This window comes from uncultured Caulobacter sp., assembly GCF_947036865.1.
Taxonomy (GTDB): domain Bacteria; phylum Pseudomonadota; class Alphaproteobacteria; order Caulobacterales; family Caulobacteraceae; genus Caulobacter.
Genome location: NZ_CAMQSF010000028.1, coordinates 1 through 15,657 on the forward strand (window position 1 = coordinate 1; position 15,657 = coordinate 15,657).

Sequence of the window (15,657 nt, forward strand, 5' to 3'; positions counted from 1 at the left end):
CGCCTGCACGCCGACCGCGCCGCGCGCGAGACCGACCGCGCGGCCGGCGAGGCGCGCGAGACCCGCGCGGCCCTGGTCGCCCACCTCGACGGCGCCCGCCAGCGCTTCGCCGAGGTCGCCTCGGCCATTCGCGAGCAGGCCCGCATGGAGCCCGAGGAGCTGGGCCGCCACGTGGCCGGCGAGGCCGTGGCCGTGCCCAAGGACGCCGCCGGGGTCGAGGCCCACCTGTTCGCCCTCGAACGCGAGCGCGACGCGATCGGGCCGGTGAACCTGCGGGCCGAGGAAGAGGCCCAGGAATACGCCGCCCGCCTGGAAAGCATGCGTACCGAGCGCGCCGATCTGTCGGGCGCGGTGGCCAAGCTGCGGGCGGGGATCGAGGAGCTGAACGCCGAGGGCCGCGAGCGGCTGCTGGCGGCCTTCGACGTGATCAACGGCCACTTCCAGACCCTCTTCCAGGCCCTGTTCGGCGGCGGCCAGGCCGAGCTGCGGCTGATCGAGAGCGAGGATCCGCTGGAGGCCGGGCTGGAGATCTTCGCCTGCCCGCCCGGCAAGCGTCTGGCCAGCATGAGCCTGATGAGCGGCGGCGAGCAGGCCCTGACCGCCAGCGCCCTGATCTTCGGCGTGTTCCTGGCCAATCCGGCCCCGATCTGCGTGCTGGACGAGGTCGACGCGCCGCTCGACGACGCCAATGTCGACCGCTACTGCAACATGCTCGACGAGATGCGCCGGCGCACCCAGACCCGCTTCATCGCCATCACCCACAACCCGGTGACCATGAGCCGCATGGACCGCCTGTTCGGCGTGACCATGGCCGAGCGCGGAGTAAGCCAGCTGGTCAGCGTGGACCTGAGCACCGCCGAGAAGCTGGTGGCGGCTTAGGTCCGATGATGTCAGCCCCCAAACACCCCGCCTTCCTGGGCCTTGTGCCCAGGACCCATGCTTGAGGCGGGCTCGGAGGATCGGATCATCGCGGCGGCGAGGCCAAGCTCTAACCCCTAGTCGCGGAATGTGCTGAACCCTGGATCCTGGGCACAAGGCCCAGGAAGGCAGACCTAAGGGGTTAGCCCTCACAGACCTCTCAAGACATGCTCCGCCGCCATCCGCAGCGGATTGGCCGGGTCGGCCAGCAGCTTCACGGCCATGGCGCAGGAGATCGTCACCAGCAGCGGCCGGATCAGCCGAGGCCCGAAACGCATGGCCAGCCGCGACCCGAGCTGGGCGCCGAGAAACGCCCCGGCCGCCATGGCCAGGCCCACCGGCCAGACGACCGTGCCCTTCAGGATGAACAGCGCCAGACTGCCGACATTGCTGGCGGCGTTGGCCAGCTTGGTGTGGGCCGTGGCCTTCAGCACGCCGTAGCCCAGCAGGGTGACGATCGCCACCATGTAGAAGGCTCCCGCGCCGGGACCGAAGATCCCGTCATAGAAGCCGACCAGCGGCGCGACGAAACAGGCGAACGGGATCAGCGCCAGTCGCGGGGCGACGTCCTCGGCCTTCAGCGCCCGCGAGAAGCCGAAATAGAGCGCGATGCCGATCAGCAGCAGGGGCACGACCGCGCGCAGCAGGCCCGGCGACAGCAGGCTGGCGCACAGGGCGCCGCACAGGCCGGCGATCGCCGCGCCGAGCGCGACCGGCAGCGCGGTCTTCCAGTCGATCAGCCCGCGGCGAGCGAAGGCGCTGGTCGAGGAGATGGCGCTGATGGCGCCCTGCAGCTTGTTCGTGCCCAAGGCCTGAACCGGCGATAGGCCCGCGAGCAGCAGGGCCGGCAGGGTCAGGAGGCCGCCGCCGCCGGCGATGGCGTCGATGGCCCCGGCCAGGGCCGCGACCACGAACAGGCCGACGACGAGATCGAGATGAACCATGGCTGGCTCATGATCCCGTTTGGCGCGGGGCGCAAAGAAAAAGGGCTCCCGAAGGAGCCCTCATCAAGCTTAGCCCAGCAGGCTGGCCCACTGGTGGGCGCGGGACTGCTTGCTGTTGGTCGTCTTGCCCAGGGCGCGAAGCTCTTCACGTTCCTTGGCCTTCTCTTCCTTGCGAACCCGCATTTCGGCGGCTTCGAGCGCCTTGCGCTCCTTGCGCTCGGCGCGCTTGGCGGCCATCAGCTCCTCCTCGCGCGCCAGCGCTTCGAGACGGGCCTTTTCCTTGGCGGCGGCGCGGGCGGCGCGGACGGCTTCCAGTTCGGCGGCGCGCAGCTCCTCACGCTTGTCGAAATCAGGATCCTGGACGGTCGGCTTGGCCTTGAACTTGGCCAGCATCGCCTTCTTGGCTTCCTGTTGGGCGGAAATACGATCGGCGAATCCGGTGTTCTTCAGGTGCGACATGAATCTTCGTGTTGTTAGGAGGCGGCGGCTCTAAAGCCCAATTCGGCGAAAAAATCAATGCGTCATCGGCGCCGGCCGCGCCTTGCCTAGGGGGAGCGGCCTTAAAGAGTACGCCTCATGTAGGGTCTCGTTCCCTGTTTCGACAGGGCCTGCCCCGAAGGAACCTCGGCGCGAACAGGGGAAGGTTTTGCCCCTCGCGGCGCCCGAACGCCAAATCCTTAAGTATTCCGGTCACTTGGCCCCGGATTCGCTCGCCTTGACGCACCGCGGCGAGGTCTATAGGTTCCGCGCCGATCAAGCCGGCCGGAAAAGCGCCTTGTTTTGGCGTGTCCGCGGCGTTTTCGGACCTGCCGCTTCCCATGCCCAAGGCCGACGACCCGAACGACAAGGCTCTCTCGAGCCTCGACGCTCGGCTCGACGCATTTGAGGCGAGGAAGGCGGCGGAAAGACCGGCGAAGGCCGCGTCCGAAAAGGCCAGCCAGGACGGCTACCGCCTTCTGGCGGATCTGATCGGTGGCGTACTGGTGGGGCTCGGCTTTGGCTGGCTGCTCGACCGCTACGCCCACACGGGGCCCTGGGGCATGGTCGGCGGACTGCTGATCGGTCTGGGGCTCGCGATTTTCTCCATCGTCCGCAAGGCGATGAAACTGAGCGCGCAGGCGTCGGCGTCCTCCCGGTCGGGAGAGCCCGGCGAAGACACGGGAGACGGGTCAACCGTCCCCAAGCAGAAGAGAGACTAGGGCCTTGGCCACGCCGATCGACCCGATGCACCAGTTCATGATCCAGAAGATCGTGACGCTGCCGACCGTGAACGTTCCGGGCCTGGGCGCGATCGACCTGTCGATCAACAATTCCATCGCCGCCATGCTGCTGGCCGCGACCCTGATCATCGTGTTCTACGCCCTGGCGGGCAAGGGCGAGGTCGTCCCCGGCCGCCTGCAGACCACGGGCGAGCTGCTGTACGGGCTGGTCGACGGCCTGACGAGCTCGATCATCGGTCACGACGGCAAGAAGTACCTGCCGTTCGTGTTCACGCTGTTCTCGCTGATCCTGTTCTGCAACCTGCAAGGCATGCTGTTCGGCTGGACCGGCAACTTCCTGGGCTTCACCGCCAGCTCGCAGCTGGCCGTCACCCTGACGCTGGGCATGATGGTGATCCTGACCGTGATCGGCGTCGGCTTCGCCAAGAACGGCCTGAAGTTCTTCAAGCTGTTCGCGCCGTCGGGCGTGCCGTGGCCGCTGCTGTTCCTGCTGGTGCCGATCGAGTTCATCTCGTTCCTCATCCGCCCGATCACCCTGGCCCTGCGTCTGTTCGGCAACATGCTGGGCGGCCACGTGGTGCTGAAGATCTTCGCGACCTTCGTGGCGATCCTGCTGGCCATGGCCCCCGCGTACTGGGCCGTCGGCGCGCTGGCGCTTTCCTCCGTCGTCGCCCTGACGGCGCTCGAGTTCATGGTGGCCTTCCTTCAGGCCTTCGTGTTCGCGGTGCTCACCTGCGTCTATCTCAACGACGTCGTGCACCTCGACAGCCACTGATCACCCTCTAGTTTTTCCAACAAATACCCTTCCAAGGAGTCTCAATCATGGACGCTACTGCTGCGAAGTACATCGGCGCTGGCTTGGCCATGCTCGGCATGATCGGCGCGGGCGTTGGCCTGGGCGTGATGTTCGGCAACTACTTCCAAGGCGCCCTGCGCAACCCGACCGCCGCCGCTCAAGAGCGCCCGATGCTGTTCCTGGGCATGGCGCTGACGGAAGCCCTGGGCATCTTCGCCCTGGTCATCGCCTTCCTGATCCTGTTCGCGAAGTGATCCACGACCGGGGCGCGCCTTCGCGGCCGCGCCCCGGTTCCTTGTTTTAAAGCGTCCGTTCGGCGCGGCTCCATTGAGCACGTCTCCAGGACGCTCCAGCTAAGAGGCGCCCTCGCCCATGGCGACGGAACATCAAGGCGCGGTCGAGTCGACTGAAGCTCCCCAGCACGAAAGCGGCGGCCTTCCGCAGCTGCAGTTCGAGCACTGGGGCGGTCAGATCGTTTGGCTGCTGCTCATCTTCGCCGTGCTCTACACGGTGCTGTCGAAGGCTCTGCTGCCCCGCGTCAGCGGCGCGATCGACGAGCGCGGCGCCAAGATCGCCGGCGACATCGCCGACGCCCGTCGCCTGAAGGACGAGGCCGAGGTCCAGGCTCGCGCCGCGGCGGCTGAAGTCGCCGAGGCCCGCGCCAAGGCTCAGAAGACCGCGGCCGACGCCAAGGCCAAGGCTTCGGCCGAAGCCGCCGAGCGTCAGGCCAAGGAAGAGGCCATCCTGGCCGAGAAGCTGGCCGCGGCCGAGGCTTCGATCCAGGCCGCCCGCGACGCGGCCATGAGCCAGGTCCGCGTCGTGGCCGAGGAGACGGCCGGCGCGATCGTCGAAAAGCTGACCGGCAAGGCGGCCTCGGCCGCCGAGCTGAAGTCTGCCCTGGCCTAAGGAGCGTCGACGATGGAACACGAATCCCTGTTCAGCCTGGCCAACCCGGAACTGTGGGTCCTGGTCGGCCTCGTGCTGTTCATCGGCCTGCTGATCTATATGAAGGTGCTTCCGGGCGCCCTGTTCAGCGCGCTCGACGCCCACGCCGCCAGGATCAAGGCCGAGCTCGACGAGGCCCAGCAGCTGCGGGAAGAGGCGCAAGCCCTGCTCGCGGACGTCAAGGCCCAGCGCGAGGAGGCCGAGCGTCAGGCCGCCGGCATGCTGGAAGCCGCCAAGGCCGACGCCAAGCGTCTGGCCGAGGAAGCCAAGGAAAAGCTCGAGGAGCAGATCAAGCGCCGCGCCGAGATGGCCGAACGCAAGATCGCCCAGGCCGAGGCGCAAGCCGCCGCCGACGTGAAGGCCGCCGCGGTGGATCTCGCCGCCCAGGCCGCCGAGACCGTCCTGGCCGCCCGCCTCGCCGGCGCCAAGACCGACCCGCTGGCGGACGCCGCCATCGGCCAGATGGGCGCCAAGCTGCAATAGCGGCCGGCGACGTCGGGTAGACAAAAGGAAGGGCGCGGATCGCGAGGTCCGCGCCCTTTTTCTTGGCTAATGCCGAGCGCGGACCCAGAGAGGCCTCGATCAGCGACCCAGAACCCTGACCAGCCGCAGGCCGACATTGTCGATGCCGGGATTCTGTTCCGAGAAGACCCGGCGATGGCTGTAGTGCTCCCACGCCAGTTCCGCCGACCAGCGAGGGCTCAGGCGAACGCCGAGGGCGGCGTTGGGATTGAACAGCACCTTGGATCCAAACGAGGTTCGCCGCCGATAGATGTCGTAGCGACGCGTCGCCTCGCCACGATCCAGCCCGGGCTGGAACGGATCCGGGGTGAACCGATAGCCGTCGATCACGGTCAGCCCGACGCCCCCTTGGGCGTAGACGCGTCCGCCCAGCAGGCTCTGGCGCCACTCGGCGCCCACGCTGGCGAAGCTGGTGCGTCCGTCGGTGTTGATCTGCAGCTTTCCGGTCAGCCGGGGCTTGAGCAGGATCCGCAGCGGCGCGCCGCGATAGACGAGCTCGACATCGACCGTGCCGTTCTCCTCCTGGCCCTCGTAGATCTGGCCAGGGGGGAGCGCGGGCAGGTCGAACACCAGCCGGCTGCCCAGCGGATGGAAATTCGCCCCATGCCGAAGGACGCCGACGCCGACCTCCGCGCCGTCCTGGGCCCTGGCCGCGGTCGACGCCAGCGCGAGCGAGACGCACAGAACGCTCGTTTTCCAGCCAATCATTCAACTCTCCTCGCAAGCGGGACTTCTCCCAGCCCCTCGCGATCGTGTAGGATAAAAATATCTTTTCGTAAAACAGAAAGATTATTATGCAAAACGGGTATGGGCTCGCGAGCCACCAAGCCAGGCTCTGCCGCGCCATGGGAGCGGTGTTCCTGTTGGCCGCCCTGGCGGTCACGATCGTGATCGTCGTCGCGGGGACCTCGCCCGGCGCGTCGCCGATCTGCGGCGTCGACGGCTGCGAATGGCGCAACCGCCCCGTCGACCTGCTGGACGACGACATCGCCTCGCAGGTCATCGCCACGCCCGAACATCGGCGCGCCTTCGAGGCCTTCGTCCGCCGGCCGGACGTCCGGTTCGAGCTGGCCGCCGTCGAGGTCTTCAACCGAGGCCCGCTGGCGCTTCTGCTGCTGGGCGTCGGCGTGGCTTTGCGCCGCCTGGCCGGAGACGCGCCGAACGCGCTGGGCCAGGCCCTGCGCTGGCTGCGCTTGGCGTCGCTGGCCGCCATCGCCTGGGCGCTGACCAGCCCGATTCATGAGAGCCTGCGGGCGACCGTCCTCTCCGGCGGCACGCCGACAGGCCCTAAGCTGGAGCTATGGATTTACCTCGACAGGATCGGCGGCGGCCTGCTTCTGGGACTCGCCGCCTACGCCGCCGTCTGGGCGATCGAGGCCGGGCTTGCGGCGCGGCGCGATCTGGACAACTTCATCTGATGCCCATCATCGTCAATCTCGACGTCATGCTCGCCCGGCGGAAGATCCGCTCCAAGGAGCTCGCCGAGGCGATCGGCATCACCGAGTCGAACCTCTCCCTGCTGAAGTCGGGCAAGGTGAAGGGGGTGCGCTTCTCGACGCTGGCGGCGATCTGCCGCTATCTGGACTGCGCGCCGGGCGACCTGCTGGGGTACGAATATTCCGACGACGACATCGAGGGCGGCGACGCCCTCTAGAGCCCGTCTGTTTCGAATGGAGTCATTCGAAACAGATAAACGCCCTAGGCCGAAACCGCCGGCGTCGCGACGCTCTTCGCCGTCTTGCGCGCCAGATACCGCTTCACCCGCTTGCGGGTCTTGACCAGCAGCCGCCAGCGGGCCCTGCGCAGCACCAGCTTCTCGGTACGGAGCATCTGCTGCCACACGACCAGCAGCACCTCGGGCTCGCGGCGCATCAGGCGGCGAATCGGGAACACCAGCTTAGGGTGACGCTTCTGCCAGCGGATGAAGGTCTTGCGGGCCTGGAACGAGTAGCGCAGCACGATCATCAGCCCGATGACCAGCAGCGGCAGGCCCAGGTGTCCAGGCAGCGGCGTCAGCACCGCGCCGGCCAGGATCACCAGCGAGCCGAAGCCGATGGCGATCCAGCGATAGGCCCGGGCCGCGGACTCGCGCAGCAGCAGAGCCAGCCGCGCCCTGCGACGGACCCTGTGCTTGATGTCGTCGATTCTGGCGACCGTGGCGTTCACCGCGTCGCCCGCTTCGTCGCGCGCCGACGCAGCGCCTTGCGCCAGCGCGACGCCACCCGGTAACGGGCCGGCGCGACGAGCCGCTCGACGCGCAGCACCTGCTGCCAGGCCACCGGAAACACCTCGGGCTCGCGGCGCAGCAGGCGACGGATCGGGAAGACCAGACGCGGATGGGCGTGCTGGAACCGGACGAAGTGCTTGCGAGCCTTGAACGAGTTGCGAAGGATCAGCATCAGGCCCACGACCATGACCGGCAGCCCCATGGGGCCGGGCAGCGGCGCGATCAGCACGCCGGCGACGACGATCAGCAGGCCGACAATGACCAGCGACACGCGCCAAAAGCGCGCCACGAGGTCTCGGGCGAGGTCATCGGCGGTCCGGCGGGCGCGCGGCATGGCGAAGGCGAGAGCGGTCATGGGAGGACGAACGGGCTTGCGCGGCCCTGGCTCCCTGGAACACCCAGCCAGCCTCGTCGCGCCTCCCCGATATGTGGAGGCTCGGGGACGCCGTAAAGGCGCCCCGAGGTCGCAAGGGGGGTATGGAAAATGCTATTCAGCCGCCAGTGGCGCCGCGGCCACAGGTTTCCACCTCAACCGGGGCTTGCGGGCCGCCAGGGTCTCGTCGAGGCGCCGGAGCGGGGCGTGATACGGCGCGCCCTTGAAGCGTTCCGTATCCCCCGCCTTGGCCGCGCCGGCCAGGGCCCGCAGAGCGGCGATGAAGCGGTCCAGCTCCTGCTTGCTCTCGGTCTCGGTCGGCTCGATCAGCATCGCGCCATGAACGACCAGCGGGAAGTACATGGTCATGGGGTGGAAGCCCTCGTCGATCATCGCCTTGGCGAAGTCGAGCGTGGTCACGCCCGTGCCCTCCAGCCAGCTGTCGTCGAACAGGGCCTCGTGCATGCACGGGCCGTCCGGGAAGGCCGGGCTCATCACGTCCTTCAGCCGCGCCTTGACGTAGTTGGCGTTCAGCACCGCGTCCTCGGCCACCTGGCGCAGGCCGTCGGCCCCGTGGCTCAGCATGTAGGCATAGGCGCGGACATACATGCCCATCTGGCCATGGAAGGCGCTCATCCGGCCAAACGCCGTCTCCGCCCCCGCCTCGCCGGCGTGCTCGGCCAGCGAGAAGCCGCCGTCGTCATGGACCAGCCAGGGGGTCGGGGCGAACGGGGCCAAGGCCGCGCTCAGCACCACCGGACCCGCGCCCGGACCGCCGCCGCCGTGCGGCGTCGAAAAGGTCTTGTGCAGGTTGATGTGCATGGCGTCGACGCCCAGGTCGCCCGGGCGCACCCGGCCGACGATGGCGTTGAAGTTGGCGCCGTCGCAGTAGAAATAGGCCCCGGCCGCGTGGGTCAGGCGGGCGATTTCGACCACGTCGCGCTCGAACAGGCCGCAGGTGTTGGGGTTGGTGACCATGATGGCGGCCACATGGTCGCCGAGCTTGGATTCCAGGTCTGCTAGGTCGACGCGGCCGTCCTCGGTCTGGGCGATCTCGACCACCGTATAGCCGACGAAGGCCGCCGTGGCGGGGTTGGTGCCGTGAGCGCTGGTCGGGGCCAGCACCGTCTTGCGGTGGCCGTTGCCGGCCGCCTCGTGGGCGGCGCGGATGGCCAGCAGGCCGCAGAGCTCGCCGTGCGCGCCGGCCTTGGGCGTCAGCGCCACCGCCGGCATGCCGGTCAGGGTCTTCAGCCAGTGGGCCAGGCGGTCCATCAGCGTCAGAGCGCCCTGCACCGTCGAGGTCGGCTGCAGCGGGTGGATGTCCGAGAAGCCCGGCAGGCGCGCCATCTTCTCGTTCAGGCGCGGGTTGTGCTTCATCGTGCACGAGCCCAGCGGATAGAGCGCCAGGTCGATGGCGTGGTTCTTCTGGCTGAGGCGGACATAGTGGCGGACCACTTCCGGCTCCGACAGGCCCGGCAGGCCGATCGGCTCGGCGCGAAGCAGGCCGGCCAGGTCGTCCGAGGGGGCGGCGGCGTCCGGCAGGTCGACGCCGGTCTTGTTCCAGCCGTCCAGTTCGAAGATCAGGGCCTCGTCCTGCAGCAGGCCGCGCGCGCCGGTCAGGGTCGCGTGGCTGGCGGGGGCGTCATTGGCGGCTTCGGGACGCGTGGGGCGGCCGACATTGTTCATGCTCATTGGGCGAACACCTTGGTCAGGGCCTTGGCGAAAACGGTGATGTCGATGTCCAGCGTGGTCTCGGTGGCGGCGACCAGCAGCACGTCGTCCAGGCCCGCGCCCGCGTCGAGGCGCGAGAACGGCACGCCGGCGATCACGCCGTTATTGGCCAGGGTCTCGACAAGATCGGCGGCGTTCTTCGGCACGCGGATGGCGAACTCGTTGAAGAAGCGGGGCGTCAGAATCTCGACGCCCGGCACGGTCTTCAAAGCGTCGCGCAGGGCCAGGGCCTTCTGGTGATTGAGCGCGGCCAGCTTGCGCAGCCCCGTCTCGCCCAAGAGGCTCATATGGATCGAGAAGGCCAGGGCGCAGAGGCCGCTGTTGGTGCAGATGTTCGAGGTCGCCTTGTCGCGACGGATGTGCTGCTCGCGGGTCGACAGGGTCAGCACGAAGCCGCGCTGACCGTCGGCGTCCACCGTCTCGCCGCACAGGCGGCCCGGCATCTGGCGGACGAACTTTTCCTTGCAGGCGAAGAGACCCACATACGGGCCGCCGAAGTTCAGGCCGTTGCCGATCGACTGGCCCTCGGCCACGGCGATGTCGGCGCCCATCTCGCCGGGCGACTTCAGCAGGCCGTACGAGACGGCCTCGGTCGTCACCACGATCAGCAGCGCGCCGGCGGCCTGGGCGGCCTGGGCGATCTTGCTCACGTCGGTCACCGTGCCGAACACGTTGGGCGTCTGGACGACGACGCAGGCGGTGTCGGCATCGATAGCGGCGATCACCGCGTCCTCGGCGTCGACGGCGGCCGGCATCCGGGTGGTGGCGACGCCGGCCGCGTGGGCCAGGGTCTCGATCGCGCCGACATAGTGCGGATGGACGCCGCCGGACATCACCGCCTTGCCGCGGCGGGTGATCCGGTGGGCCATCATCACCGCCTCGGCCGCGCCGGTCGAGCCGTCATAGAGCGAGGCGTTGGCCACCTCCATGCCGGTCAGGGCCGCGACCTGGGTCTGGAACTCGAACAGCACCTGCAGGGTGCCTTGGGCGATTTCCGGCTGATAGGGCGTGTAGCTGGTCAGGAATTCCGACCGCTGGATGATGTGGTCGACCGTGGCCGGCACGTGGTGGCGATAGGCGCCGGCCCCGCAGAAGAACGGCCCCTCCCCCGCCGAGCGGTTGCGACGCGCCAAGGCGGCCATCTCGCGCTCGACTTCAAGCTCGCCGGCGTGATGCGGCAGGTCGACCGGCGCGTCGCGGCGGGCCGAGGCCGGCACGTCCACGAACAGGTCGTCGATCGACTTGACGCCGATCGCGCCCAGCATCTCGACGCGGTCTTCGGGGGTCAGGGGGAGGTAGCGCATGCTTTTTAATCCGCGCATCCCCGCGAAAGCGGGGACCTAAGCTGAGGAGGCCGCATGGGTCCCCGCTTTCGCGGGGAAAGCGGGGTTTAGAGAGTCGCCAGGAAAGCTTCGTACGCGTCGCGATCCATCAGGGCGTCGACCTCGGCCGGGTTGGCCAGCTTGATCTTGGCGAACCAGCCGCCGCTTTCCGGCAGGGCGTTGACGGTTTCGGGGCTGTCCGACAGCTCGGCGTTGCCCTCGACCACTTCGCCCGAGACCGGGGCATAGACGTCGGAGGCGGCCTTGACGCTCTCGACCACCGCAAGGCCGTCGCCCTGCTTGACGGTCTTGCCGGCTTCCGGAACCTCGACGAACACCACGTCGCCCAATTGCTCGGCGGCGTAGGCCGTGATGCCGACGGTGGCCACGTCGCCCTCGACGACGACCCATTCGTGATCCTTGGTGAAGCGCATCTTGGGAGTCCTCGCTTAGAGTTTGCGGACGTAGCGGTTGGGAACGAAGGGCGAAGCGACGACCTCGGCGGCCGCCGGCTTGCCGCGGACGATGACCTTAAGCTTGGTCCCGAGCCCCGCGAAGGCGGGCGGGGCGAAGCCGATGGCGATGGGATAGCCCAGGCTAGGCGCGAAGCCGCCGCTGGTCACCCTGCCGATGATGGCGCCGCTTTCGTCGGCGATCTCGGCGCCTTCGCGGGCCGGGGCGCCTTCCAGCACCTTCAGGTTCACCCGGACGCGGGTGAGCTCGCCGGCCAGCTCCTTGGCGATGCGATCGGCGCCCAGATAGTCGCCGGCCTCGCGGCGCGACTTGCCGACGGCGAAGTTCAGGCCCGCCTCGATCGGCGAGACGGTCTCGTCCAGGTCGTGGCCATACAGCGGCAGGCCCGCCTCCAGGCGCAGGCTGTCGCGGGCGCCCAGGCCGATGGGGCGGACGCGCGCGTCGGCCAGCAACGTGTTCCAAACCCGCTCGGCCGCCCCGGCGGGCGCCGAGATCTCGTAGCCATCCTCGCCGGTATAGCCCGAGCGCGAGACGATGACGTCGACGCCGAAGGCGGTCAGGGCGCGGGCGTCCATGAACACCATCTGGGCGGCCTCGGGAATATGGGCGGCCAGCACGGCGGCGGCCTCGGGCCCCTGCAGGGCCAGCAGGGCGCGGTCCTCGAGGCGGGTCACCGTGGCCTCGCCGGCCAGCTCGCGGGCGATGATGGCGTAGTCGTTGTCCTTGCAGGCGCCGTTGACCACGACGAACAGGCCGTCGTCATCGGGTCGCGCGGTCATCAGGTCGTCGACGATGCCGCCCTCGGCGTTCAGCAGCACGCCGTAGCGCTGCTTGCCGGGCTTGAGGCCCTGATAGTCGGCGGAGACGACCTTCTCGAACGCCTTGGCCGGACTTGTTTCACCATTGGCGCCCCGGATGCGGGCCTGGCCCATGTGCGAGACGTCGAACAGGCCGGCGTGCTCGCGGGTCCAGAGGTGCTCCTTCAGCACCCCGTCCTTATACTGCACCGGCATGGAATAGCCCGCGAACGGGACCATGCGCGCGCCGGCCGCCACGTGGGCGTCATAGAGCGGGGTCTTCTTGAGGTCTTGGTCGGACACGCGGCGAGGGCTCCAAGCGGGGTCGGCGAGGCGGCCGGCGTCGCCGGCTGGTCGCGCCCCCGCTGTCCCTTGGACCTGAGAGATTCCGGGGCTTTGCGGCCCCTTGCTCCTTCGGCGAGCCGCCCTTTCGGGGGCCTCTTTCCAGCGTTCCTAAACCCGCGCGGTCCTTTTGCCTGAGCGTTTCCGGGGCGGTTGCGCCTTCGGCCTCGGGAGCGAATCCCGATGTCTCCCGCGAGGGTCTTCGGCTCTTTGGGCGAGGCGGGAACAAGAGTCAACGACGGACCTGTCCGCGCGCCCGGCGATTGCGAACAATCCAAGAACATGCTCAGGATTTGAGGTCACATTTTGTGACGTCAGCTCCCTTCGACGGCCGTACGGCCGCCGCTCCAGGTGCGAAAACCGTCACCGCCAACTGGCTTTGCTGGCCAAGCAGCTGCGCCTGGTTTTGGTCGCCGAGCAGTATCTCGAGCGCGGCGGCGTCGAGGACCAGCTGGGCGTTCTGAAGGACCTGGAGCGGACCTAGAGCCGGAGATCTCCGAACCAGTCGTCCTCGCCGATCGGCGGACCGGGCGGGACCGCGACCTTGGCCTTGCCCTCGGCGATCAGGGCGGCAAGGCGCTCGCCGCTCTCGTCCAAGACCACGCCGGCCAGGACTCGCGCCTGCGCCTTGTCGGCCGCGTCGCCGACGGCGGTCTTCAGCCCCTTGCCCCAGTCGACAAGGCGCGCGCGGATCAGCGCGCCGGCGGTCGGCGACAGGTCCTTGTCCGCCAGGGCCTGGGCGAGACCGACCACCAGCCGCTGGCGGACGCGGCGCGCCAGCTCGGCCTGCCGGCCGGTCGCCTTGCCGTCGAAGGCGGCGAAGGCCAGGGCCTTGTCCAGCAGCCCCTCGACGCCGGGCTGGGCCGGATCGCGGCGCTTGGCCTCCATCAGGCGGTTCAGGCGCGCCGGGGCGAAGAGATCGCTCCAGACGAGGTCGGCGGCGACCTCGGCCGCGGCGGGCAGGTCGAAGACCGGCCCCTGCTGGAAGGTCTCGATCTCGTAGGCGTGGTCCCCGCCCTGCGACTGGCCCGAGGTCAGGACGTCCAGCGCGGTATCGGGAAGGTCGAGCGCCGCGGGGGTGATGGTTCGCAGCAGCGCGTCGATCGCGGCGGACTGGCGATCGGCCGAGACGATCCTCGACGCCTCGTGCTTGTGGCCTTCGGCCCCGTAGGTGAAGTCGATCCCGCCGACCAGCTTGGCGGTCGCGTCGACCTGGTAGCGCTGGAAGATGTAGATCGGCACGACGATCCTGCGCAGATCCGCCACCGACGCGCCCTTGGGCAGGTTGCGCAGGCCGAAGCGATCGAGCGCGATCTTGCGCACCGCCATCACATGGTCGAGCTCGGCGACGGGGTCGGAACCGTTGTCCCAGACCGCGCCGAGGGGATGGGGCGTGTCGGCGGCGCGGGCGTCCTCGTCGGAGACGTAGCGCAGGCCGTCGGCCTGGCTCTTGTCGGCCTTCGCCTTCAGCCAGGCCTTCTCGTCGACGCCGGCGGGCGCGACCCCGTACAGCCAATCGATCACGAACCTGTCCCAAGCCCCGACCCCGCGCGCATAGGCGTCGGAGAAGTCGAGCTGGCCGTCCTTGATGGCGATCTTCGGGGCCGGATAGTCCATCACCGAGGCGCGGCCGCCATAGGTGCTGGCGGCGAAATTGTGCTGCAGGCCGATCGAATGGCCGATCTCGTGCGGCGCCAGTTGGCGCAGGCGCGCCAGCGAGATCTCGATCGGATCGTTGGGACCGCCCTGGCCGGTCTTGTCGGCGCCTTCCAGGCCCTCGAAGATCATCCGGTCCTGGCGCACCCGCTGCGAGCCCAGGAGCACGTCGCCCTTGATGATCTCGCCCGTGCGCGGATCGACCACCGCGTGGCCGTAGGACCAGCCGCGCGTCTGCCGGTGCACCCAGTTGACGACATTGTAGCGCGCGTCGAGCGGCGAGACGCCCTCGGGCAGCAGTTCCACCTTGAAGGCGTCGATGAAGCCAGCGGCCTCGAAGGCCTGGCTCCACCAGCGGCCGCCCTCGATCAGGGCCGAGCGCACCGGCTCGGGCGCGGCGCGGTCGACATAGAAGACGATCGGCTTCTTGACCGGCGAGCGGGCGGCGGCCGGGTCGGTCTTCTCCAGCCGGAAACGGTGCACTAGGCGATAGACGATCGGCTCGCCCAGCGGCGCGGAATAGTCGGCGACGGTGTGGTCGATGACCCCGACGCGCGGATCGTTCTGGCGGGGGACATAGCCCGGCTCGGGCAGGGCCACGAACGAGTGGTGCAGGGCCAGGGTGACGTTGCGCGGATCGGGAACGATGCCGCGCACCTCGCCGCCGGGATCGTCGCCGACGAAGGTCTCGACGGCTTCCAGCTCGACGTTCGTCGGGAAGACGTTCACCTCGCCGGTGTCGGCGTAGGACAGGCCGTCGTTCAGGCGGAAATCGCCCTGCTTGCTGCGCTTGAGGGTCTTGGCGATGCCCTGCGCGTCGCGAACCAGGAACGAGGTGATGTCCACCAAAAGGCCGCCGTCCAGACTCTCGGCCTCGACCGTGTTCGACCAGACGCTGGAGATCGGGAACGAGTCGGCCACCGCCTTTTGCTCGTCGACCGAGCCGCGCGCCGCCGAGAAACCCCAGTTCTCGAACTGGGCGACGATCTTGCCGCCCACCTTGCGGAACGCGAGGATCTGCGTGTCGCCCGGCGCCGAGCGGTCGAGGCCGGTCGGGTTGGAACCGAGACCGGCGCGCAGATAGGTCTGGTAGATGTAGCGCCCCGCGATCCCGTCCGCGCTGGGCTTGGGCAGCAGCATCAGGATCCTGCTCTTCTTCTTGTCGACGAAGATCGGCGCCAGGCCGTCCTTGCGCTCCAGCCCGGCGATCGCGTCGGCGAACTTGTCGGTCTTCTTGTCGGCGACACCCGACTTGGGGGCCTCGGCGAACGCTGGCGCGGCGATGGCGCTGACACAGACGCTCGCCAGCAACATGGCGACCACGGACTTCTTCATGACCCCTCCGACGCGCGAATGGCGCGGCGGGACTGTCGGGCGGCGTTGTCGAGAT

The 15,657-nt window shown here is 68.8% G+C and carries 17 protein-coding genes, 2 pseudogenes and 1 riboswitch; of the genes and pseudogenes, 9 read left to right on the forward strand and 10 right to left on the reverse strand.

Annotation, left to right across the window (positions count from 1 at the left end; all coding sequences use genetic code 11):
* Positions 1-879 (forward strand): annotated as a pseudogene (locus Q0V34_RS14320) (chromosome segregation protein SMC); the annotation flags it as partial.
* A gap of 188 nt (positions 880-1,067) precedes the next feature.
* Here Q0V34_RS14320 and Q0V34_RS14325 read toward each other — a convergent pair.
* Together Q0V34_RS14325 and Q0V34_RS14330 are read right to left on the reverse strand one after the other, a co-directional pair.
* The gene (locus tag Q0V34_RS14325; protein WP_297513030.1) at positions 1,068-1,862 is read right to left on the reverse strand and encodes a TSUP family transporter; all 795 of its coding nucleotides are present in this window, start codon (positions 1,860-1,862) and stop codon (positions 1,068-1,070) included.
* Between the two features lie 69 nt (positions 1,863-1,931).
* Positions 1,932-2,321 (reverse strand): DUF6481 family protein, encoded by a 390-nt coding sequence (locus tag Q0V34_RS14330; RefSeq protein WP_297513032.1) that lies wholly within the window; start codon positions 2,319-2,321, stop codon positions 1,932-1,934.
* A gap of 359 nt (positions 2,322-2,680) precedes the next feature.
* Between Q0V34_RS14330 and Q0V34_RS14335 the strand changes: the two genes are divergently transcribed.
* From Q0V34_RS14335 to Q0V34_RS14355, 5 genes are all read left to right on the forward strand, one after another.
* A complete protein-coding gene (locus Q0V34_RS14335) occupies positions 2,681-3,061 on the forward strand; it encodes an AtpZ/AtpI family protein (RefSeq protein WP_297513034.1) in 381 nt (126 codons plus the stop codon).
* Positions 3,062-3,086: 25 nt separating this feature from the next.
* Positions 3,087-3,857, forward strand: a complete 771-nt coding sequence (locus tag Q0V34_RS14340; RefSeq protein WP_297513139.1) for a F0F1 ATP synthase subunit A — start codon at positions 3,087-3,089, stop codon at positions 3,855-3,857.
* 47 nt (positions 3,858-3,904) lie between these two features.
* Complete coding sequence (locus Q0V34_RS14345) at positions 3,905-4,132, forward strand: F0F1 ATP synthase subunit C (RefSeq protein ID WP_297513036.1); 228 nt, start codon at positions 3,905-3,907, stop codon at positions 4,130-4,132.
* A 118-nt stretch (positions 4,133-4,250) separates the two neighbouring features.
* Positions 4,251-4,784: a hypothetical protein gene (locus Q0V34_RS14350; protein WP_297513038.1), complete on the forward strand. Its 534-nt coding sequence runs from the start codon at positions 4,251-4,253 to the stop codon at positions 4,782-4,784.
* A gap of 12 nt (positions 4,785-4,796) precedes the next feature.
* Positions 4,797-5,306 carry a F0F1 ATP synthase subunit B gene (locus tag Q0V34_RS14355; protein ID WP_297513041.1) on the forward strand — a complete coding sequence of 170 codons (510 nt, stop codon included), beginning with the start codon at positions 4,797-4,799 and terminating at the stop codon, positions 5,304-5,306.
* A 99-nt stretch (positions 5,307-5,405) separates the two neighbouring features.
* Here the strand turns inward: Q0V34_RS14355 and Q0V34_RS14360 are convergent, their stop codons facing one another.
* Entirely contained in the window at positions 5,406-6,053 is a 648-nt protein-coding gene (locus tag Q0V34_RS14360; RefSeq protein ID WP_297513043.1) for an acyloxyacyl hydrolase, read from the reverse strand.
* A gap of 137 nt (positions 6,054-6,190) precedes the next feature.
* Here Q0V34_RS14360 and Q0V34_RS14365 point away from each other — a divergent pair, with 137 nt between their 5' ends.
* Both Q0V34_RS14365 and Q0V34_RS14370 read left to right on the forward strand, forming a co-directional pair.
* Positions 6,191-6,763: a hypothetical protein gene (locus Q0V34_RS14365; protein WP_297513045.1), complete on the forward strand. Its 573-nt coding sequence runs from the start codon at positions 6,191-6,193 to the stop codon at positions 6,761-6,763.
* The gene (locus Q0V34_RS14370) at positions 6,763-6,999 is read left to right on the forward strand and encodes a helix-turn-helix transcriptional regulator (RefSeq protein ID WP_297513047.1); all 237 of its coding nucleotides are present in this window, start codon (positions 6,763-6,765) and stop codon (positions 6,997-6,999) included. Before Q0V34_RS14365 ends, Q0V34_RS14370 begins: the two co-directional genes overlap by 1 nt.
* A 44-nt stretch (positions 7,000-7,043) precedes the next feature.
* On the opposite strand, the gene Q0V34_RS14375 is transcribed toward Q0V34_RS14370, so the two are convergent.
* From Q0V34_RS14375 to gcvT, 6 genes are all read right to left on the reverse strand, one after another.
* Complete coding sequence (locus Q0V34_RS14375; protein ID WP_297513048.1) at positions 7,044-7,511, reverse strand: hypothetical protein; 468 nt, start codon at positions 7,509-7,511, stop codon at positions 7,044-7,046.
* Positions 7,508-7,927, reverse strand: a complete 420-nt coding sequence (locus Q0V34_RS14380; protein ID WP_297513050.1) for a PGPGW domain-containing protein — start codon at positions 7,925-7,927, stop codon at positions 7,508-7,510. The genes Q0V34_RS14375 and Q0V34_RS14380 overlap by 4 nt, the downstream gene beginning before the upstream one ends.
* A gap of 132 nt (positions 7,928-8,059) precedes the next feature.
* Complete coding sequence (gene gcvPB / locus Q0V34_RS14385; RefSeq protein WP_297513052.1) at positions 8,060-9,637, reverse strand: aminomethyl-transferring glycine dehydrogenase subunit GcvPB; 1,578 nt, start codon at positions 9,635-9,637, stop codon at positions 8,060-8,062.
* Positions 9,634-10,980, reverse strand: coding sequence for an aminomethyl-transferring glycine dehydrogenase subunit GcvPA (gene gcvPA / locus Q0V34_RS14390; protein WP_297513054.1), 1,347 nt, complete (start codon positions 10,978-10,980; stop codon positions 9,634-9,636). Before gcvPA ends, gcvPB begins: the two co-directional genes overlap by 4 nt.
* 86 nt (positions 10,981-11,066) lie before the next feature.
* Positions 11,067-11,432: a glycine cleavage system protein GcvH gene (gene gcvH, locus Q0V34_RS14395; RefSeq protein WP_297513055.1), complete on the reverse strand. Its 366-nt coding sequence runs from the start codon at positions 11,430-11,432 to the stop codon at positions 11,067-11,069.
* A gap of 15 nt (positions 11,433-11,447) precedes the next feature.
* A complete protein-coding gene (gcvT, locus tag Q0V34_RS14400) occupies positions 11,448-12,572 on the reverse strand; it encodes a glycine cleavage system aminomethyltransferase GcvT (protein WP_297513058.1) in 1,125 nt (374 codons plus the stop codon).
* 151 nt (positions 12,573-12,723) lie between these two features.
* A riboswitch (glycine riboswitch) is annotated at positions 12,724-12,814 on the reverse strand.
* A 152-nt stretch (positions 12,815-12,966) separates the two neighbouring features.
* Between gcvT and Q0V34_RS14405 the strand changes: the two are divergent.
* A pseudogene (locus Q0V34_RS14405) lies at positions 12,967-13,095 on the forward strand (ORF6N domain-containing protein); the annotation flags it as partial.
* Here Q0V34_RS14405 and Q0V34_RS14410 read toward each other — a convergent pair.
* Positions 13,092-15,602 (reverse strand): zinc-dependent metalloprotease, encoded by a 2,511-nt coding sequence (locus Q0V34_RS14410; RefSeq protein WP_297513060.1) that lies wholly within the window; start codon positions 15,600-15,602, stop codon positions 13,092-13,094. The pseudogene Q0V34_RS14405 and the gene Q0V34_RS14410 overlap by 4 nt on opposite strands.
* Between the last annotated feature and the right edge of the window lie 55 nt (positions 15,603-15,657).